The 20,248-nt window shown below is 38.6% G+C and carries 14 protein-coding genes and 1 pseudogene; 12 read left to right on the plus strand and 3 right to left on the minus strand.

Annotation, left to right across the window (positions count from 1 at the left end):
• Window positions 1-118 precede the first annotated feature (118 nt).
• Window positions 119-358, plus strand: coding sequence for a hypothetical protein (locus AC2JBO_RS05165; RefSeq protein ID WP_496952561.1), 240 nt, complete (start codon window positions 119-121; stop codon window positions 356-358).
• A gap of 180 nt (window positions 359-538) precedes the next feature.
• Window positions 539-4,762 carry a DEAD/DEAH box helicase gene (locus AC2JBO_RS05170; protein ID WP_496952562.1) on the plus strand — a complete coding sequence of 1,408 codons (4,224 nt, stop codon included), beginning with the start codon at window positions 539-541 and terminating at the stop codon, window positions 4,760-4,762.
• Window positions 4,763-5,225: 463 nt separating this feature from the next.
• On the opposite strand, the gene AC2JBO_RS05175 is transcribed toward AC2JBO_RS05170, so the two are convergent.
• Together AC2JBO_RS05175 and AC2JBO_RS05180 are read right to left on the minus strand one after the other, a co-directional pair.
• Entirely contained in the window at window positions 5,226-6,218 is a 993-nt protein-coding gene (locus AC2JBO_RS05175; RefSeq protein ID WP_496952563.1) for a methyltransferase domain-containing protein, read from the minus strand.
• A gap of 130 nt (window positions 6,219-6,348) precedes the next feature.
• Window positions 6,349-8,925 carry a WD40/YVTN/BNR-like repeat-containing protein gene (locus AC2JBO_RS05180; protein ID WP_496952564.1) on the minus strand — a complete coding sequence of 859 codons (2,577 nt, stop codon included), beginning with the start codon at window positions 8,923-8,925 and terminating at the stop codon, window positions 6,349-6,351.
• Window positions 8,926-8,955: 30 nt separating this feature from the next.
• On the opposite strand from AC2JBO_RS05180, the pseudogene AC2JBO_RS05185 reads away from it, so the two are divergent.
• The 7 genes and pseudogenes from AC2JBO_RS05185 to AC2JBO_RS05215 form a co-directional block, all read left to right on the plus strand.
• A pseudogene (locus tag AC2JBO_RS05185) lies at window positions 8,956-9,039 on the plus strand (DUF4351 domain-containing protein); the annotation flags it as partial.
• A 285-nt stretch (window positions 9,040-9,324) separates the two neighbouring features.
• Window positions 9,325-11,697, plus strand: a complete 2,373-nt coding sequence (locus tag AC2JBO_RS05190; RefSeq protein ID WP_496952565.1) for a response regulator — start codon at window positions 9,325-9,327, stop codon at window positions 11,695-11,697.
• Between the two features lie 47 nt (window positions 11,698-11,744).
• Window positions 11,745-14,141, plus strand: coding sequence for a response regulator (locus AC2JBO_RS05195; RefSeq protein WP_496952566.1), 2,397 nt, complete (start codon window positions 11,745-11,747; stop codon window positions 14,139-14,141).
• A gap of 74 nt (window positions 14,142-14,215) precedes the next feature.
• Window positions 14,216-14,587, plus strand: a complete 372-nt coding sequence (locus AC2JBO_RS05200; protein ID WP_496952567.1) for a response regulator — start codon at window positions 14,216-14,218, stop codon at window positions 14,585-14,587.
• 254 nt (window positions 14,588-14,841) lie between these two features.
• On the plus strand, window positions 14,842-15,264 hold the full coding sequence (locus tag AC2JBO_RS05205; protein WP_496952568.1) for a hypothetical protein: 423 nt from the start codon (window positions 14,842-14,844) through the stop codon (window positions 15,262-15,264).
• 57 nt (window positions 15,265-15,321) lie between these two features.
• On the plus strand, window positions 15,322-15,582 hold the full coding sequence (locus tag AC2JBO_RS05210; RefSeq protein WP_496952569.1) for a Mo-dependent nitrogenase C-terminal domain-containing protein: 261 nt from the start codon (window positions 15,322-15,324) through the stop codon (window positions 15,580-15,582).
• A 313-nt stretch (window positions 15,583-15,895) separates the two neighbouring features.
• A complete protein-coding gene (locus AC2JBO_RS05215; RefSeq protein ID WP_496952570.1) occupies window positions 15,896-16,441 on the plus strand; it encodes an NADPH-dependent FMN reductase in 546 nt (181 codons plus the stop codon).
• Window positions 16,442-16,587: 146 nt separating this feature from the next.
• On the opposite strand, the gene AC2JBO_RS05220 is transcribed toward AC2JBO_RS05215, so the two are convergent.
• Complete coding sequence (locus tag AC2JBO_RS05220) at window positions 16,588-18,024, minus strand: carotenoid oxygenase family protein (protein WP_496952571.1); 1,437 nt, start codon at window positions 18,022-18,024, stop codon at window positions 16,588-16,590.
• A 105-nt stretch (window positions 18,025-18,129) separates the two neighbouring features.
• On the opposite strand from AC2JBO_RS05220, the gene AC2JBO_RS05225 reads away from it, so the two are divergent.
• The 3 genes from AC2JBO_RS05225 (at window position 18,130) to AC2JBO_RS05235 (ending at window position 20,188) form a co-directional block, all read left to right on the plus strand.
• The gene (locus AC2JBO_RS05225) at window positions 18,130-18,258 is read left to right on the plus strand and encodes a type II toxin-antitoxin system PemK/MazF family toxin (protein WP_496952600.1); all 129 of its coding nucleotides are present in this window, start codon (window positions 18,130-18,132) and stop codon (window positions 18,256-18,258) included.
• A gap of 40 nt (window positions 18,259-18,298) precedes the next feature.
• The gene (locus AC2JBO_RS05230; protein WP_496952572.1) at window positions 18,299-18,859 is read left to right on the plus strand and encodes a 5-formyltetrahydrofolate cyclo-ligase; all 561 of its coding nucleotides are present in this window, start codon (window positions 18,299-18,301) and stop codon (window positions 18,857-18,859) included.
• Window positions 18,860-19,045: 186 nt separating this feature from the next.
• Window positions 19,046-20,188, plus strand: a complete 1,143-nt coding sequence (locus AC2JBO_RS05235; RefSeq protein ID WP_496952573.1) for a hypothetical protein — start codon at window positions 19,046-19,048, stop codon at window positions 20,186-20,188.
• The last annotated feature ends 60 nt before the right edge of the window (window positions 20,189-20,248 follow it).

The raw sequence follows: 20,248 nt of genomic DNA on the forward strand, positions 1-20,248 counted from the left end.
TTGTTCTATAAGGGTTTTCAACTGTGTTTTTCTTCATAAAGAAGTGTAATTTATAACCAAAGACACAGAAACTTATTTTAATAAATATTTACCATAATTTGTCATAGGTCTTATAAATATGAATTGCATTTGCCTGAAATCAAAATCTAATCGGCTTCTCGTCAACTCACGTAGTTTATTTAACAGGGAACTTAAAATCACCACAGGCGCCAATGCCAAATATAGAGATAATGAGCAAAAACCCAATGCAGTACAAAAGTGTTTAATAGTACATAATAATTTTGCTCAGTTAATACCTGCACTTCTTGATCGAGGTGATAAAAACGCGCGTACACTCGTAGAGTTTTTCATGAGCTAATTCCATGAGCTAATTCTAAAATTCCAGTTTGTGACATAAAGCTGTTTTAGCTGTTTTCAATATAATATATTAGTACTATGCCAAATATCTACTTTTAAAAAGGTTTTTAATATATGGTGTATTAGTAAGTGAGGCAAAATATACAATAAGTAAGTTGAAACATAATGGCGCCTGAATCGTATGAGCCAAGCTGAAGTTGAGACCAAAAGAAAAAGAGCGCAGCTAAAAGTGGTGTACGAAGAGTTGCCCATGAAGGAGAAAAAGGTGGTGCAGCTGTTTTCGGTTATTTATCACCCGGTAAGCAAAAATTTCTTCTTTCTCTGTTTCACCAAAACAGGCGCCCTTTTGAACGGTTCCGAGAAAATTAATAAATCTTTGACAAAGAAAACTCTAGATGTATATATAGATGAGTTAGTAAGAGCAGAATTATTAATCAAAGATGAAAGCTTGGAGCTTCAATGTAATCCACTACTGGTAGAAATTGCTACTCGTGATGCAGTGTTAACAGGAAGTTTTGAGGTTTTTGCGACCACAGTTGAGACGGTGATACCGATAGACACTCTTGTTGAACACGGACCAAGGTTTTTTGAAGATAATACGGAGTTTATACGGCAGGTTCGCATCGGTCTTTACCATCATGACCTTGCTTTTATCAAGCAACAGATTACTGATTATAACCAGTATAGTTCGATTAAAGAGAAGATATCTTTACAAGATGTTTTTTATTTGGTATGCAATAACCCGTTTGACTCACGGTGGTTTCAAACTTTACCACAAGAGTTATATGAACATTGTATGCCTGTAGTTTTGTCTCATTCCATGCTACAGCTATCTCCTGCTTCGGAAGCGTTTGAGTTGCTTCGACAAGAGTGTTTTAGTGGTAGTACACATTCTTCAAATTATTTAAGGTTAATTTTAACAGAAGAACTATTACTGCGAGGTCGTTTACAAGAAGCGCAACAGTGTTTAGGTTCTTTACCTAAATCTTATCAAGATAATACTTATGTTTTTTGGGGATGGCTGAGTTTTTTACGTGGTCATATTAATGAAGCAATAGAGTACTATACTAACGGACTCAAGGCTGTAAGGAAAGCTAGGGGTAGACGTTATGGATATTTTAATACTTTGGGTGGATTATTTTTTATTCTGGCTTTAATAAAAGAAGGTTCCCAGAAACGTTTAGAAGAAGCTTTGGAATATACAAGTATAATGTCGCGCGAGTCAGGTCATTGGTTACGCATGGTTTACTCGCAGTTAAAAATGTTACTGCAAGTTCGATTAGGTGATGTAACACAAAAGCAGTTTATTGTAACTACTGGCTTATCTTTTCCTGATAAAAATACTAGCATCGAAACGTTATTTTCTGCACTTTGCCATTACTGGGTAGATGTGGATAGTGCGAAAAAGTATTTACCCAGTTTGATAGACAACTTATATACGGAGGCTTTACTAAATGATTATAATTGGTTTGCAATGGAAAGTGCTGAACTTTTGTTTCGTCTGACTTCAGATGCTGATTATAATAAGCAAGCAGAAGCAATACGTCAAGAAGCTATTAACAGTATAGTTGGATTAATCGAACCTCAACCCACTTGGGAGTTATGTTTGAATGCGCTTGCCAGTTTAAAAAAAGAAGTACTGGTGCCTACAGTTAAAGACACTAGCACACGTTTGGCATGGTTTATTAATTATCATGCAAACAAATGTAATTTACAACCGCGCGAACAAAAGGTCAATAATAAGGGAGAATGGGGTAAAGGGCGCCCGATAGCTTTGAAGCGTTTAAAAAAGGATTTAGACGAGTTTAATTATTTGACATCTCAAGATATTAAAGCTTGTAGCTATATACAAGCTTACGATACGCATTACTATGGCAAAGTTGAATATATATTTAACGATAAAGCATTATTAGCCCTAATTGGACACCCTTTAGTATTTTGGGATGATGTTTCTGCAAACCGTGTAGAAATTGTTAAAGGAGAACCAGAGTTAATAGTCAAGAGGAATGACGGACAGTTGAGTTTGGAATTTTCTCCGAGTATATCAAACAAGCAGGGCATTTTAGCAGTTAAAGAAACTCCAACGCGCGTCAAGATAATTGAAGTAACCCCAGAACACCGACGCATTGCAGAAATTTTAGGTTCTGGTCAGTTAAATGTACCCGCAACTGCTGAAAAACAAGTTTTGGCAGCTATTGAAGGAGTTTCAGAAATTGTCACTGTACATTCAGATATTGGTGGTGGTACGATTGATGCAGAGTTCGTTACAGCACAAACAATTCCTCACGTTCATTTATTACCATCGTATGAAGGGTTAAAAGTCAGCTTTTTATCTTGTCCGTTTGGTAGTGGTGGTTCTTACTATCGTCCAGGTTCGGGTGGACGAACGGTTATTGCCGAAATTAATAGTCGGCGCCTGCAAACACAGCGTAATCTAGAAGAAGAGAAATTACTCACAAATAACGCTATCGCTGCATGTCCAACTTTAACTCGCATCTTCGATAATGATGGAGAATGGCAGGTAGATAACCCAGAGGACTGTTTAGAACTTTTATTAGAACTGCAAGCATTAGAAGATAGGGTTATTATAGAATGGCCTGAAGGCGAAAAGTTACGAGTTCGTCATCGCGCCGATTTGAAAGACTTCCAAATGTCAATTCAACGTTCGTCTGATTGGTTCGGTGCCACTGGTGAGTTAAAATTAAGTGATGATTTAGTGTTAGATATGCAGCAGTTGTTGGAACTGCTCGATAAAACTCCTAGTCGGTTTATTCCACTGGGTGACGGTCAATTTTTAGCTTTGACACAAACCTTCCGCAGGCGCCTTGACGAATTACGAACTTTTTCGGAAAAATCAGGTAAAGGTGTAAAGTTTCATCCGTTAGCAACATTAGGGTTGGAAGATTTTGTAGACGAAGTAGGTCAACTTCAAACAGATAAACACTGGCAAGAACATATTCAACGTTTGAAAGAAATTAAAAACCTGCAACCTGAAGTCCCAAGTACATTTCAAGCAGAACTACGCGACTACCAAAGTGATGGGTTTATATGGATGTCGCGTTTGGCACATTGGGGAGTTGGTGCTTGTTTAGCTGACCAGATGGGACTGGGAAAAACTATACAAGCACTCGCTGTAATTTTAAACCGCGCGACTTCAGGAGCAACTTTAATTATTGCCCCAACATCAGTATGTATGAACTGGGTCAGCGAAGCACAAAAGTTTGCACCGACTTTAAATATTATCCAGTTTAGTAATAGTAGTAATAACAGCAGTCGCCAAAAAATCCTCAACAACTTAAAACCATTTGACATATTGGTTTGTAGCTACGGTTTATTACAGCAAGAAGAAGTTTCACAAATGCTGGCTCAAATTGAATGGCAAACAATAGTACTAGACGAAGCACAAGCGATAAAGAATATGACCACTAAACGTTCGCAAGCAGCGATGAATTTGAAAGCTGGTTTTAAACTTATTACAACAGGAACACCAATAGAAAACCATCTAGGAGAATTATGGAACTTGTTTAGATTTATTAATCCTGGTTTACTAGGTTCGTTTGAAAGCTTTAATGAACGCTTTGCCTTCAAGATCGAAAAATTGCAAGATGCAGGCGCCCGTAACAAACTCAAAAAACTCATTCAACCGTTTTTACTACGTCGTACAAAAAATCAAGTTCTCGAATCACTGCCATCGCGTACCGAAATCCTATTACATGTAGAATTGAGTCAAGAGGAAATGGCGTTTTACGAAGCACTGCGTCGTGAAGCTGTATCAAAACTTACCGATACAGAGGCGCCAGCAGGTCAAAAACATTTGCAAGTGTTAGCAGAAATAATGAAACTGCGTCGTTCTTGTTGTAACGCGCGTTTAGTAAATCCCAATATAGACTTATCAAGTGCCAAACTGCAACTTTTTGGAGAGGTATTAGGAGACTTATTAGAAAATGGTCATAAAGTACTTGTATTTAGTCAATTTGTAGACCATTTACATATTATCAGAGATTATTTAGACAAACAAAAGGTAAAATATCAATATTTAGATGGCAGTACACCAATTGCAAACCGAAAAAAAGCAGTTGATGCTTTTCAAGCAGGAGAAGGAGACGTATTTTTAATTAGTCTCAAAGCTGGAGGAACAGGTTTAAATCTTACCGCAGCTGACTATGTAATTCATATGGACCCTTGGTGGAACCCAGCAGTAGAAGACCAAGCATCCGACCGCGCGCATCGTATTGGACAACAGCGTCCAGTAACTATATATAGATTAGTGGCGAAAGATACCATCGAAGATAAAATAGTCCAACTCCACCATCATAAACGCGATTTAGCAGATAGTTTATTAGAAGGCGCCGACATTAGTGGCAAAATGTCAACTGAGGTATTATTGGAATTAATGGGCGCATAAATAAGACTGGCAACGGATGTAACGGATGTAACGGATAAGTTATTGGTTATAGACAAAACTTATACTGCAAAAGGATTAAGGGACTTCCATATAAAAAAATCTCCAAAATTTTCTTGTGGAGCGGGCGTCCTCGCCCGCCTATATTTAGAGCAGGCAAGGATGCCTACTCCACAACATGAAGAATTTAATTTTTGGAAGTCCCTAAAATCTTATCTCTGCGATCTCTGCGTCTTTGTGGTAAAGAAAAATTAACCGCAAAGTACGCAAAGTACGCAAAGAAAGAATTATTAATTAAAGAAAAATTGTAATAAATGATACTAGAATAAGGAGTAAAGCAAAGTAGAAATGTTATTGAAATACTTTCTACTGCTTTTCGTTATTACCAAGTTAGCTTTTACAGTATATTCATCCAGCAACCTCAAGTCGCAGTAGGTGTGGTTGTTAATATTTTCTTTCAGGAAGCTCAAAGACTAGAAGTTTCAAGGGATACTGCTTGCTCTATTGATTTTGGCAAAGAGTTACCCCGTACCGCGCGGAACATCCCAAAGCGACAAAGACCGGCGCCAAATGCTAACCGCATTAGTAGTAAGGTAGGTACTTCTCGCAAAGATTTAATAAAACCAGCTACACCAAAACGCACCAGTCCTTCGGGTCGAGCTATTCCTTGCCAAATAGAGTCTAGCCATGAAGGAAGTGTTTGTTGCGTCCAGTCTGCTGTTATTACGTTTCCTTCAACTAGTCCCGTTGCCTCTAAAAGCTCGGAAAAACCCTCAATGCTGGAAAAAGCTGGATGCGACCACTGGTCTAATAGTTGCTGCATTACTGGTTTTTCCCAAAAATTCAAAGGTTTTTGACGGTCATCCCTTTGATTCCAGTCTGCCACAACAAGTATTCCACCAGGTTTTAACACCCTCATTAATTCTCTAGCAAAAACCGCTTTATCTGGCATATGTGGTCCAGCTTCAATCGACCAAACTATATCAAAACTAGCATCTGGGAAAGAAAGTGCCATCGCATCATCTACAACAAACTTCGCGTTAAGTCCCTCAGTAGTTAACTCTTGCGCGCGTTGGACTTGTTGCGGGCTAATTGTAACACCCGTAACTGCAAATCCATAATCCCGTGCTAAGATGCGGCTGCTACCACCAATTCCACACCCTACATCCAAAAGCGTGGCGCCTTTCTGTAACTTATCTAAACCACCCCAACGCACCATTTCATGCACAAAGTCAGATTTAGCAACCAAAAAATCCTTCCGTTGTGGTGGTGAACCATAATGACCTAAATGAATATGTTCACCCCAATAAAACTCTAAAATACCATCTTGAGTCCACTCGTCATAGGAATTAGCTACAGAGCTAGATGATTGATAACGGCGAGCAGTAATTAAATACAATGCCACTAAGAACATTGGTACTGTAACAAAAAGTCCTAGCCCAGAAAGAAACAAACTCATTCAAATCAAGCCTTAACATTTTTTTACAATTTTACCCTATAATCCCGTTATGGTTCTGCTGCCTATTTTTCTGATTCAAAATCAACGTTATCGTAGATATCTGCGACAGTAATTTCAAATGTGACAGAAGTTAACGAAATCGTTGCATTCTCATCATCATATTCGGATGCCCAGTTTCACCCACCATAATACCCCGTCCAGTCAAAGCGACATAAACCAAGTTTGGAGTACGCATATCAGCTTCCATATAAGTAATACCTGGAAACTGTAATGTATCAGGGTCACTAATACGACTCCAAGATTTGCCCATATCTTCAGATTTATATATTGCGTCTTTAGTCGCATTACCTACACGACCAAATATGTAAATATACGGCTGTTTATTTGATTTACCTTTGCCAAAAGCTATAAATTCACAGCTTTTGACAGATGGAACTTGATTAAAAGATTTTCCACCATTGGTAGAACGATACAACGGATTACCATTTACATCTTCAGGGTTTCGCGCGAAACTTATCCACACATCACCTTGTTGTGTAGGGTTACTGACAATTGCAGGACGAATTAGCCAACCAGGAAAATTATTGGCGCTTGCTTTATGCCAATTGGCGCCACCATCATTACTATAATAAAAGCTATTGGCATTGAAGTAATAAAAAGTTTTACCTTGAGGGTCTTTTCTATCTGCGGCTAAAATATATGAACTCAACCAAGGATTAATAGTATTTGACCAGGACTTTGGTAAAGCTTGATAGTGAAGATGGTCGTTGTTTTTTTCGTCAAACGGTTGAGGTGGGGGGTCATTATCTAAATTACGTGCGAGTCGCCAAGTTTTACCACCATCTACCGTATAGTGAGTCCATGTACCCCAAGTCGGCGCCCATACCATATTTTTTGGATTTGTTGGGGACATAGCAATTTGTCCAGCTATAGCATAAACTTTTTCTTTCCCTGACTTATCACTTTTCCAAAGTTCTTCTGTGGGGATAGACTCAAATGCTTTCCAAGTTTTACCGTTATCATTAGTTACACCATGTATACCCCAAGACCCTTGCCATTGATGAAAACCTACAAAAGCGGCGTTATCAGGGTTATTATACGAAAAATCCATTCCTGTTGCACCTGCGACGTGAGGAAATGGAACGGGATATACGCGCCAGTCAGGGTTTGCCCATTTATAACTCGGATTTATTGCTATACCCTGTGGGCTAATACTTTTTGTTGGTACTTGATAACGACTAACATGGCGAAACCCAATTTTATCTTGTGTTGCGCTCAATAAGTCGGCGCCTCCTTGTGCTTTTGGTTTGGGTGGAACTCGCACCATGTTGACATCTAATTCTTCTAAATTATTCATCAACCATTTATAAACAGGTGTTTTGACTGTGACATCATCACTACTTGCGACACCCCAACCATTTGTCCACCACACTTTTTTGAAATTACTTGGGTCAATTACGATTGATGCGGCGCCTGTTGAAGCGTAAGATTGATAGTATCCTGGTGCAGTTGGGTTGATTTGATATGACGGATTGTTTGCATCGTAGGCGCCCATATACATTGTTTGTTTATTCCAATTTTGTCCACCATTAGTAGACATATAAACAAACTTGTCGGCAACTGCCATTACTGTGTTAGGTTGATTTGGTTGCACGGTGATAGCTGAATATACTTTTCCTTCTCCATCAGGTGTGATAGATGTCCAACTACCATTACTATATTTGTGGATACTTCCTGATGTGTTTTGACCGTTACCACCCCAAGTTCCAAACACTACATATAATGTTCCATCACTAGCAACCACCGCGCGTAGAGGATTTTTGGCACCACTATTCATATTTTGCCATGAATTACCACCATCAGTACTGCGCCAAACTCCACTACCATGAACACCTACATATGTAACTCTTTTATTTTTATCGAATACAACAAACGTAAAACCAGCTATATCTTTATTGTCTTTACCGTCTTTTTGATATTCTGGTAAGCTACTTGGTTCGGGTAAATTACCTGTAACGCGCGTCCAATCATTATTACCGTCTTTTTTCCATAAACCATCACGTCGAGAAGCAAAGTAAATTAAGTCAGGTTTATTAGGGTCAACAGCTAACCGTTCTCCTGTATCTGAACGGTATGCTTGATTAGGACCAACGTAAATATTATGCTTTCCCAAACCAGTTGGTTGCCATGTATTACCTTTATCATTAGATACTAAAACTTCACCCAAATATTTATACTTTGGTTTCTCACCATCTTTGAAAATTGAATTCTTACGATTTACTGCAGCATAAACACGACTTGTCAATCCATCAACAGTAATACTTTCTACACCAATTCCACCACCAGAAAAATTAGTATCAAACATATCCATCAACGGCAACCACGTTTTATTCTTACGGTCGAAACGATAGGCGCCACCAACATCAGTACGAATATATACATCGTAAGGTGAAGTTGGATTAATTACTAAACCAGTTACATAACCCATTCCTTGAATATTCACATTGCGCCAAGTAAACATATTACTTGCTTGTGCTGACCTGGGTGTGCGTATTGGTGGCGCCTCTGCACGTACTAAAGCCGGAGTTTGTACTGTTTCATTTTGTATACTGTTAATAATAGGAGCAGTTGTACAACCGTGTAGATTGAATAGTACTAACACGCTTACTGTCAATCGTAACAAGAATAATGTTGGGCGCCGTCTCATGCACTTACCTGAATAGTTAACGGAAATAACTTACCAACTCTCGAAAATCTAGGTGAGGCTTTATTAGATTTTACTTCTTTAGCTGATTTACAGGCTTGGTTGGAGGCTCAATAAACCTATTTTATAAAGCCCTCTAGACATTGGGGGCTTTAAGTAAAAGTAAAATTTCAAACAGTCACGTCCGTCCTGAAGATTGGACACCCATCCCACAAGCTTACTATTGGGCGCCTAAGAGAGTGCTGATATTTGAGATTTACTTGTTTTTAACCTTTGAGGCATTTACTAGCATCTAGAATAAAAAAAGGATTGATGGTAGGTAAATTTAAGTAAAAAGTAGTAATAAAATACAATGCCGTAACTATCCGAAAAATTATGTAAAAAATGTTACAGAGAATCGCTATGAGAATTATCGTAGTTGAAGATGATGATTTAATTGTTGGGAAGTTGGTCAAAGTTTTGAATGACCAGCATTATACCGTTGATTTTGCTCCCGATGGTCAAGCAGCTTTGGAGCTTATAGATTGCTTGAATTATGACTTGATATTGCTGGATGTAATGTTACCTAAGCTTGATGGAATTAGCCTTTGTCGAAAATTACGCTCACAAGGCAACAAAACACCAATTCTTTTATTAACAGCCCAGAACACCAGCACTAACAGAGTTATGGGTTTGGATGCAGGCGCCGATGACTACCTTGCCAAACCCTTTGATTTTCAAGAATTATTGGCTCGTATACGCGCTCTATTGCGTCGAGGTGGTTCGACGTTGCCACCAAAGCTTGTATGGCAAAACCTACAACTCGACCCAAGTACTTGCGAAGTTACCTGTAACGGAAAACTTTTACACTTAACACCCAAGGAGTATAGCTTACTTGAGCTTTTTCTCCGAAACACACAGCGAGTATTTAGCTGCGGAATGTTAATTGAACATTTATGGTCATTTGAAGAACCTCCTTCAGATGATACAGTACGTTCACACATCAAGGGTTTGCGTCAGAAACTTAAAGCTGCGGAACTAAAGAGCGATTTAATTGAGACTGTTTATGGAATTGGTTATCGTTTGAAAACAACCGATAAAGAAGTCGAAAAAACAGTCGAAAAAACAAAGAAAAAAAATCTCAAATCCAAAATCCATAGTCAGAAGGACTTGCCGCAGGATAATCAAATTGCAACTGGTGTTTCTCAAGTATGGGAGCAGGTCGCAGAAACTCTCAGCCAGCGTGTTGCTTTAATTGAAGAAGCTTCCACAATTTTATTACAGGATAAATTGCTTGGTGAAGAGTTGCGAGCAAAAGTAAAACAAGAAGCTCACAAACTAGTTGGTTCGCTAGGAATGTTTGGCTCAGATAAAGGTTCTTGTTTAGCTGGTGAAATAGAATCTTTGTTTTTAAATGAAGAAATGCTCGATAGTTCTCAAATAATTCACTTTTCTCAATTAGTTGGTACTTTGCGTGACTGTCTGCAAAGTATAAATACTGAGAATATTTGCGAGTTATCAGACCAGACAGGCTTAAATAAACGTCCTTTATTGCTGATTATTGACCAAGATACTGAATTTACACGTAGTTTAATAAACCAGGCAAGTAGTTGGGGTATGCAAGTCCAAGTTACTCCTAACCTTATTGCAGCCAAGCAGCTAATTATAGATATTTGCCCTGATGTTGTATTGCTTGACCTTTCCTGGGATGATACAGAAAAAGCTTTGTCTTTGCTCGAAGATTTAACAAAACGCACTTCTCCATTACCTGTTATTGTTACTACTGCACAAGATAGTTTAATTGACCGCGTAAAAATCGCGCGTTTTGGTGGACGTAGGATTTTACAAAAGCCTGTATCAGAACCTCAAGTTTTAGAAACAGTTACTCAAGCGCTGCAAAATCAAAATCAAAGCGCGGCAGAAGCGAAAGTAATGATTGTAGATGATGATCCCCGCATATTAACTACTCTCCAAACTGTACTTACACCTTGGGGTTTGAAAGTTTACACCCTTGATAATCCTTTGCGCTTTTGGGATACAATAACAGCCATAAATCCAGATTTATTAATTTTAGATATAGAAATGCCTGGAGTTAATGGTATCGATTTATGCAAAGTTGCCCGTAGTGATCCCCGTTGGAGCGCATTCCCAATCTTGTTTTTGACGGCACATAAGGACACTAAAACAAGGCAGCAGGTATTTGCAGCAGGCGCCGATGACTACATTAATAAGCCAATTGTCGAAGTTGAATTAGTAACACGTATTTTTAACCGTTTGGAGAGAACCCGTTTGTTGAAAAGTTTAGCTGAAACTGATGCATTAACTAGTCTTACTAATCGTCCTAAGTCTATCCAAGAAATAACTCGTTGTATACAGTGGTGCCAAGACTATCATCAATCATTTTGTTTTGCAATTGTGGAAGTGGACAGCTTCAAGCAAATTAATCAGCAGTACGGTTATACTGTGGGAGATTATATTTTATCGCGTTTAGGTAAAATTTTACGGTTAAATTTCCGCAGTGAGGACGTGGTTGGTCGTTGGGGTGGCGCCGAATTTGTGATTGGAATGTGTGGTATGACAAAAATGGAAGGTAATAGGCGCCTGTCTGAAGTAATCAAGAATTTACGTCAATTGGAGTTTACAGCCAACAGTGGCGAACAGTTCCGCGTTAGTTTCAATGTGGGTGTTGTTCAGTATTCTGAAAACGGCGCCGATGTTGAAACTTTGTACCAAACAGCAAATGCAATTCTTGAACAAACAAAGCTAGCAGGTCAAAATCGATTGTTAAGTAATTGAGAATTATAATTAAAAATCATAATTAAAAATCATAATTAAACTGCTATATGTCTGAATTATTACATAAATTTTTTACAACAAACTACTTTATTCCTCACGGACACTGCTATCTTTGGAAACCGGGACTAGTATCACTGCATGTAATGTCTGATGCGTTGATTGGAACAGCATATTATTCAATCTCCGTAACCTTGTTTTATTTCGTCCAAAAGCGTCATGATTTACCGTTTAACTGGGTATTTCTACTGTTTGGTGCTTTTATTGTCGCTTGTGGAAATACTCATTTAATGGAAGTTTGGACGCTTTGGCATCCAACTTATTGGCTATCAGGAATTATCAAAGCTATTACAGCTGTTATTTCGGCATATACCGCAATAGTGTTAGTATATTTAATCCCTCAAGCTTTAGCACTACCGAGCCCAGCACAGTTAGAAACAGCGAACCAAGAGTTACAACAACAAATCACAGAACGGCAACATGCGGAAGAAGCTTTACGCAAAACTCATGATGATTTAGAAATTCGAGTTAGGGAACGAACTATAGACCTAGCAACAGCAAATGAAGAATTACGGCACCAGCGTCAAGAACTAATACGCTCGCAAGAAGAACTACGCGCGATGAGTAACGCGCTTTCATGTGCATTAGAAGGCATTTCTCAGTTGGACACTTCTGGACGTTATATAAAAGTCAACCCAGCGTATGCGAGTATGCTTGGTTATCAACCAGAAGAATTAATTGGTGTGGAATGGCAGCTAACCCTTTATCCTGAAGACCTAGCAAAAGTTATTACTGCCTACCATCAAATGCTCACTACTAGCAAAGTCGAAATTGAAGCTAGAGCTGTACGGAAAGATGGTTCTGTTTTTGACAAACAAATCGTAATGGTCAAAGCTTACAACCCGCAACAGGAATTCATCGGTCACTATTGCTTTATGAAGGATATTAGTGACCGTCGGGAAGTGGAACGTCTTAAAGAGGAATTTGTCTCAGTTGTTAGCCACGAGTTACGAACACCGCTAACCTCAATTTCTGGCGCCTTAGATTTGTTAGCAAGTGGTATACTGCAAAATCAGCCCGAAGAACAAAAGCGGATGTTGAATATTGCCGCCAATAATACAGATAGATTAGTGCGCTTAATAAACGACATTCTCGATATTGAACGTATCGAGTCTGGTAAAATTCAAATGGTAAAACAAATCTGCAATATTGCCGACTTAATGACTCAATCAATAGAAGTGGTAGAAGAAATTGCAGAGCAAGCAGAAATTGTATTATCAGTTTCTCCTCTTGAAGCTAATATTTGGGCAGATAGCGACCGCATTATTCAAGTTTTCACCAATTTACTTAGTAACGCGATTAAATTTTCCCCTCGTGGTTCCACAGTTTGGTTAAGCGCAGAAATAAAACAAAATAATCGCTACATTCTGTTCAAAGTTCAAGACAAAGGACGCGGTATACCCAATAATAAATTAGAATCCATATTTGAACGCTTTCAACAAGTTGATGCTTCTGACTCGCGTCAAAAAGGTGGAACGGGTTTAGGTTTAGCAATTTGTCGCAGCATCTTACAATATCATGACGGACAAATCTGGGCTGAAAGCACATTAGCTGTAGGCAGCACTTTCTTTTTTACCCTGCCAACGCTACCTGAACCCCAAAACGAAACTGTAAATTTTGATGAAGGCGCCCCACTAATACTACAATGTGACGACGACCCAGATATTAGGGCAGTCGTTCAAACCATGCTAAAACGAGAGGGCTACCGTGTATTGTCAGCAGCATCAGGACTACAAGCGTTAGAGATCGCAGTTCAACAACATCCTGCCGTAATACTTCTTAACCTAATGATGCCTGGTATAGACGGATGGGAAACTTTAGCAGTTCTGAAACAGCGAGCAGATACTCAAAATATTCCAGTGATAATCCTCAGTGGATTATTTCCTGACTCTCATGAGAACTTACCTGTGGGTGTTAGCGACTGGATAGTCAAACCACCGAATTTAAAGTTATTGTGCCAAGCATTAGAGAAAGCACTAGCTAAAAATAATCAGAGTCTCAAAGTCCTAATTATAGAAGACGACTGGGATTTAGCGCAGGTGCTAATTGTCATGTTCAACCGTCACGGTATCGAAACTTTCCATGCACCTAACGGAAGAGAAGCGCTTCAGGTTAGTCAAAACATTATCCCTGACTTATTAGTACTTGATTTAGGATTACCAGAGTACGATGGTTTTGCGGTAGTAGACTGGTTACGGCAACATAACAGCCTATGTCGCGTACCTTTAGTTGTATATACAGCGCAAGATTTAAATGAAAGTGACCGCCAAAGATTAAAACTTGGTCAGACTGTATATTTTACCAAAGGACGTATTTCTCCACAAGAATTTGAGCAGCGAGTAATTATCTTGCTTAACCGCATAATTAAAGGCAAAATTCAAAATTGAAAACTAGTAAGGTGCGTGACGCCACTAGACTCGTGCTTCGTTTTAAAATTTTGGTAGCGTCACGCACCCTACTTATGAAACACGTTCTAATCATTGACGATGAATTTGATATTCGAGCAGTAGCTGAACTTGCCCTGAAAGCAGTAGGTGGTTGGAAAGTTTCCACTGCTGCTTCTGGAAGTGAGGGTTTAGCAAAAGCTAGTACAGAACAACCAGATGTAATCCTGCTAGATGTAATGATGCCTGATATGGATGGTATTGCTACCTTCAATGCATTGCAGTCAAATCCTACAACTCAGTCTATACCCGTAATTTTATTAACAGCCAAAGTACAAGCCGCAGACCAACGACGATTTGAGGAACTGGGAGTACGAGCAATTATAACAAAACCCTTTAAAGCAATGAAGCTACCCGCTCAGATTACATCAGCCCTAAGATGGAAATAGCTTCCTTCAAATCATTACCTTTTGTAAAGGTGCCTATCATTGATAGGACTAAATTCTAGTTTAATGAATTATTACATCAGTCTTAGGTCGTAAATAACAATATTAAAATTGTAAAGTTTTGTGAAGGTAGACCTATCTCCACAAGTTCTGCATAATTGGTCTTTAAGCTCAGAGGTAAGCGAAAAGAAAACAACTTTTGCTGTTAACGCCTGCATATAACAAATTTTTATAGCTGAGATTTAGGTAGTAAAATTATGTACGCACAAAATGACTTAGAATTATTTAACTTCAGCCTAACGAAAACAATTAATGTTCTGAAAATGCGCGATAAAACGCGCGTTGAGTCTTGCGAAAAAACATTTTGCGCTTTATTAGGCTCTAATTATACAGCAAACGTTTTCACAGCGGCAATCCTTGAATTATCTGAAATAGATATTGCGGCTTTTCATTGGACTATAGAAAACTTTCCCAATCTCAAAGCCTGTAATTACATACTAGAAGCAGTAAGTGGAATAACAATAAAAAAACTATTGCAAGCCGGATTTGTACTTGGTAAAGATTTCAGTTCTAACTCCTGTGGACAATTATTAGTCAATGAAGAAGCAAAAAACTTACTCATGGATAGTAACTCCAACACCGAGCGTCTCCTAATTGAGAAATTATTGTTGCCTGCTTAGTTGTTGCCTGCTTAAAAGTACAACCAAATTACCCATTACCTGTTAATTCTGCATATTATGATTAATCTTATCTTATTACCTGTTCGTCAATGGCTGGAATCAATAAAAATTAACGATTTCCAAAAAGCACATTTTCTTTGCCAACTCATACCCGCTACTTGCCCATTTGAACGAAACATTACACTCTTCAAGCGTACAATTCTTCATATTCCCCCTCTATGTAAACTAAATCCTTTCTACGAACAATTAATAGAACTTCGTTTTAAAGCTTTGACTTATCTCGCTGATTGTGGGGAAGACATCACTATTTATTGTTAACTAAATTTTCCTCCCACATCACCCCCATCAACTTAAACAAATAATCTATCCCGTAGCACAGGCGTCCCCGCCTGTGCATTGTCATAATATATTAAGTACAAAGTAATTATTTTTACCACACCCGTCACGTAGAGACGCGATTAATCGCGTCTCTACACAGAGAAAGGTGCCGAACTCATCATTAGTACTTTTACTCTCTTCTTCGTAATTTGACAATCTCACATTTAGTTGCTAATATGAAGTCATAACGATTATGAGTTAGTTGTTTGAGGAAAAACTAAAGTCCTTAGTACTGTTTAATGAGTGATAGATTATGGTGAAAATTGTCGGAATTGCGGGTAGTCTTAGAAAAGATTCATATTCGCAGATGGCTTTGGAATTAGCTGCACAACGAGTTCAAGCACTCGGCGCCGAGGTTGAGATATTGGACTTACGGCAGATAAAATTACCATTCTGTGATGGTGGAGATGAGTACCCAGATTATCCAGATGTGAAGCGGATGCAGGATGCAGTTAGCGGTGCGGATGGGTTAATTTTAGTTACTCCTGAGTATCATGGCAGTGTGAGCGGAGTGCTGAAGAATGCTCTTGATTTAATGAGCTTTGAGCAATTATCTGGCAAAGTCGCAGGATTTATTAGTATTTTGGGTGGACAACAAAATAGTAATGCACTTAACGATTTGAGAGTGATTCTCAGATGGACTCACACATGGTCTATCCTTGAGCAGATAGCTATTGGTCAAGCATGGAAAGCTTTTAGCCCTGAAGGTAAACTTTTAGACGAAAAACTTTCTCAAAGATTTGATCAATTTGCTCAAAGTTTGGTTGACAACACTCGTAAGTTACGAGGAGTAAGTTAGTTGGATGTAGAGGCGTAAGTTTAAAAGAGTATTCCAATTAAAAAAACATCCCAAATAAATCATGTAAGATAGGCGTCTCGCCTGTCCGTTCATCTGTAGGACAGGCGAGACGCCTATCCTACGGATAATTTAATTTTTGGATTACTCTAAGAGTTTTTCCAAGTACCATGAAAACTGTGAGGTACGGCGCCTGGTAATTCAAGTTTACAAACAGGTTCATCGTTTAATCTGTCTGCATCATAAATCCAAACCTGACTAGCATCAGATTTTCCATCATACACAACGGTAATTACCCATGCTTGTGATGGGTTTTCTGAGTCTTTGACACAAATTGGTTCAGAAGGGTAACGATTTTCTCCCACATCAGCCATTGTAAAGGTGCCCTTCTGATGGTCATAGCGTCCAATTGCGTTTAATACCTCTTTACTAATATCAGTTCCTGGTCGAAATGTTGATAAATACGTGTAGCGTGACTCTTTGCCTACATATTCAGATGGAACAAGCGGAAATTCACACCCCCCTTCAAATAATTTCTCAATTTTGCTGACTTTACCAGTTTGAGGGTTGAGACAAACGCGCGATAAGTAATTTTTTGCTGCTGTGTGTGTTTCACCTGTTGCGACTTCCTTTAAATATTGATTTGTTTGGAAGTCATCATACCGAGCAATATCTACAATTACGGCGCCCGAACCATCAACATAACCATTCCCAAAATGCCACTGAAACCAAGGTTCAGTTTCACCACGACTCACTATATCGAGCGTTTGACGGTCAATAACTATTATTTGAGTACCTTTACTTGGTAGCCACTCGATTGCATCGCTAAAGCATTTTGAACGAGTAATTGCTGCTAATAAATTCACCCGTACAGGTGAAACAAAAAATACTAAGTACTGTCCAGCTAGAACAAAATCATGGACTAGGGGCACACCATCAATATGATGCTCCTTTGACTGAATAATTCGACCGCTGGCAGTACTTTTATATAGATGTAGTGTTGAATTTAAGCTGGGAGTAACACCAAAATTATAAATTTCACCTGTATCTGCGGCGCGCTTGTAGTGAGCAGAATAAGGTAGTTTATCACCCAAGGCGCCTAAGTTTTCTTCTCCATAAGTTTCCAGTGTCTGTAAATTTAAAGCGTGAGGTCTACCACCTTCCCATAAAGCTAATAATTTATCTGGCAGTGCTAGAACCGAAGTATTAGCAGCATTTTTCAGACCTTTGAATAACTTATTCCAAACTGAACCAGGTGCCAACATTCCATAGTTACCGTATATTAGCTTATTGGCAGTAGATTCTTCTTTGTAACCAGCAGTTTGAACATAGCGATAAACTGCACTGGCGCCAGAATTTGTGAAGTTGACGGCTAAAATGGCGCCGTCTCCATCAAACCAATGTCCCATACGAACACCACCACGCTCCAATCTACCTGGTCCGTTACGGTAAAGAGTACCACGCAAGCCCGACGGTATTTCACCTGAGATAGTAGGTAATGGAGTATGAGTAAATTCTTTTGCTGGTTGGGACATAACATTTGCCCAAGCTTTCTTGTTGGTAGACGAATTTATAGTAGCAGTCATGGTAAGGAGACTTAAGGGGTGTAACAACTATGATAGCGATTGTCAACTTTTTGGTAGTTAGTTAATGCGTGCTTTCTAGTTCGGGCAAAAAACACACGTGTTACAATTAGTTACATTGATGTTGCACAAATTCGTAGTATTGATAATAGCCGAGTTCTGAGTTTAGCAGGAGTCTTGGAAGAAGAATATTGGGAATCGATTGCAAGAGCGTTGAACATAGTGCTGAATTTTTAAATTACATATTAAATTGTATAGAGTGAATTAGGTCAATTATTTGCTTGACAAAGTACTGCTTCGTAAAAACCTGTTGCAAACGCGCGCTACACTACCCTTAACCGAGTGGCGTGAAAAAAGTAATAGCATCTGCGCGCAGTTGGTTAACTCTAATATATTGACAGAAGCCAAAACAATCCTTGCTTACTTCAGTTTCCGTAGCGAACCTGATTTGAGTCCTTTATATTCAAACTCTAATTACCGTTGGGGTTTTCCTCGCTGCGTAGGAAAACATTTATCTTGGCGCCTCTGGAAACCTGGAGACAACATCAACATAGGCGCCTACGGTATCACTGAACCAGATAGCAATGCTCCTGTAATTGACAGTAGCGAAGTTGACCTGATTTTAGTACCATGCGTTGCTTGTGACTACAAAGGATATCGATTAGGTTACGGTGGCGGATATTATGACCGAATGCTTAGTATGTCTGAGTGGCAATCTATACCAACTATCGGCATTGTGTTTGAATCCGCATATTTACCACAAATACTTATTGAAACCTGGGATAAACCATTACAATACATCTGCACTGAAAATGTGATTTATATAACTTTTCGGTAAGATTTCCGAGTTCTTCAAGCAGTCTGAAATCTGTAGCCAAAATTTTATTTATACTAAAAATACTTAATTTAATGATGTATTATGCAATAATTATCACATTGAATCGAGCGTGTTTGCAAATTGCAACAAAAGGGTGCCAAGTGTCGTGCGGTTAAAGTTAATTCCGTTGAAAGTTGTATACAGTTTATGAAGCATAAAAAAATTGCCTTTGTGCATTATCCACATCACGTGAATGCAGCAAGGCTAGATACAATGCCCTTTGCGTTGAATTCTGTGATTTATTTAGCAAAGATGGGCTGGAATATAGACCTTTACCTTTGGGAGGAGCAAATTGCTAACTATAGTAATTTGTTACCAGATACAGTTAATATTAAGTATTTCAAAGAACCTAAACTGCCTCTGCAAAGCAAACTAAACCAAATTAAGTCTATTTTTTTAGCATTCCAGTTCCAATGGCCAAGCAGCTATTATTGTGTATTTGGCTTAGGTCAAATCGGTGCTTATATTGCAGACATTATTGCTAAATCAAGTAAGTGTCCATTTATTTACTTTAATGATGAATTTCCTAGCTGCTGGCCTAACAATCATTGGGCTAATTTAGAACAGCAAGCAGTTAAAAACGCGGCAATGCTTGTACTGCCAGACCCGCAACGTTTTTATTATTTGAGTAAAGAACTCGATGTCAGTGCAAAACCTAATGCTTTTTTACCTAATATACCAATAATGAACGCTTGCATTGAGGAAATAAATTGGCATGAAAAGCTACGAATACCAAAAGACTCTATACCACTTTTACATGCGGGTTCTATTGATGAAAATAAGCAAATTCCTGAAATTCTATGCAGTGTCCCTTATTGGCATGAAAAAGCAGTTTTAATACTTCATAGTCGATTTAGTGAAAAAATCGAAACTTATCGTAAACAGTTGTCTCATCTTGAAGTCGCAAATAAAGTTTTTTGGAGCTATGAGCCAATATCAGAAAGTCAACTTAATTCTTTAGTTTCATATTGTGCCGGAAATTTTGCACTTTACCGTAATACAGGTCTAAATATTGAATACACAGGCTTTTCTTCTGGAAAACTAATGCGTAGTCTCGTTTTTGGCTCTCCTATAATTGCTTCTAAACTCTCCTCTTTCTCCTTCATCCAAGATTATCAGCTAGGTGTTTTGGTAAATCACTCATCCGAAATTCCTGCTGCAATAGAAGAAATTATCCATAATCGAACAGTTTACAGCAGCAATTGTTTAGATTTTTGTAATAAAGTCTCTTTTGAGAGTGCTTGGCAAAAGTTTTGTGAGCAGTTGCAGCATATCAATATAACATTATAAATAATACCATGTCCGTAGAGACGTTAAATGTAACGTCTCTACATTATTATTGATAAACAT

This window comes from Calothrix sp. CBUCES-K 9914, from assembly GCF_059640475.1.

Coding starts and splice junctions, on each gene's coding strand:
- AC2JBO_RS05210 (WP_496952569.1), top strand. CDS start 15,322: ATGATTAATCTTATCTTATTACCTGTTCGTCAATGGCTGGAATCAATA.
- AC2JBO_RS05180 (WP_496952564.1), bottom strand. CDS start 8,925: ATGAGACGGCGCCCAACATTATTCTTGTTACGATTGACAGTAAGCGTG.
- AC2JBO_RS05200 (WP_496952567.1), top strand. CDS start 14,216: ATGAAACACGTTCTAATCATTGACGATGAATTTGATATTCGAGCAGTA.
- AC2JBO_RS05220 (WP_496952571.1), bottom strand. CDS start 18,024: ATGACTGCTACTATAAATTCGTCTACCAACAAGAAAGCTTGGGCAAAT.
- AC2JBO_RS05205 (WP_496952568.1), top strand. CDS start 14,842: ATGTACGCACAAAATGACTTAGAATTATTTAACTTCAGCCTAACGAAA.
- AC2JBO_RS05170 (WP_496952562.1), top strand. CDS start 539: ATGAGCCAAGCTGAAGTTGAGACCAAAAGAAAAAGAGCGCAGCTAAAA.
- AC2JBO_RS05235 (WP_496952573.1), top strand. CDS start 19,046: ATGAAGCATAAAAAAATTGCCTTTGTGCATTATCCACATCACGTGAAT.
- AC2JBO_RS05195 (WP_496952566.1), top strand. CDS start 11,745: ATGTCTGAATTATTACATAAATTTTTTACAACAAACTACTTTATTCCT.
- AC2JBO_RS05165 (WP_496952561.1), top strand. CDS start 119: ATGAATTGCATTTGCCTGAAATCAAAATCTAATCGGCTTCTCGTCAAC.
- AC2JBO_RS05215 (WP_496952570.1), top strand. CDS start 15,896: ATGGTGAAAATTGTCGGAATTGCGGGTAGTCTTAGAAAAGATTCATAT.
- AC2JBO_RS05175 (WP_496952563.1), bottom strand. CDS start 6,218: ATGAGTTTGTTTCTTTCTGGGCTAGGACTTTTTGTTACAGTACCAATG.
- AC2JBO_RS05190 (WP_496952565.1), top strand. CDS start 9,325: ATGAGAATTATCGTAGTTGAAGATGATGATTTAATTGTTGGGAAGTTG.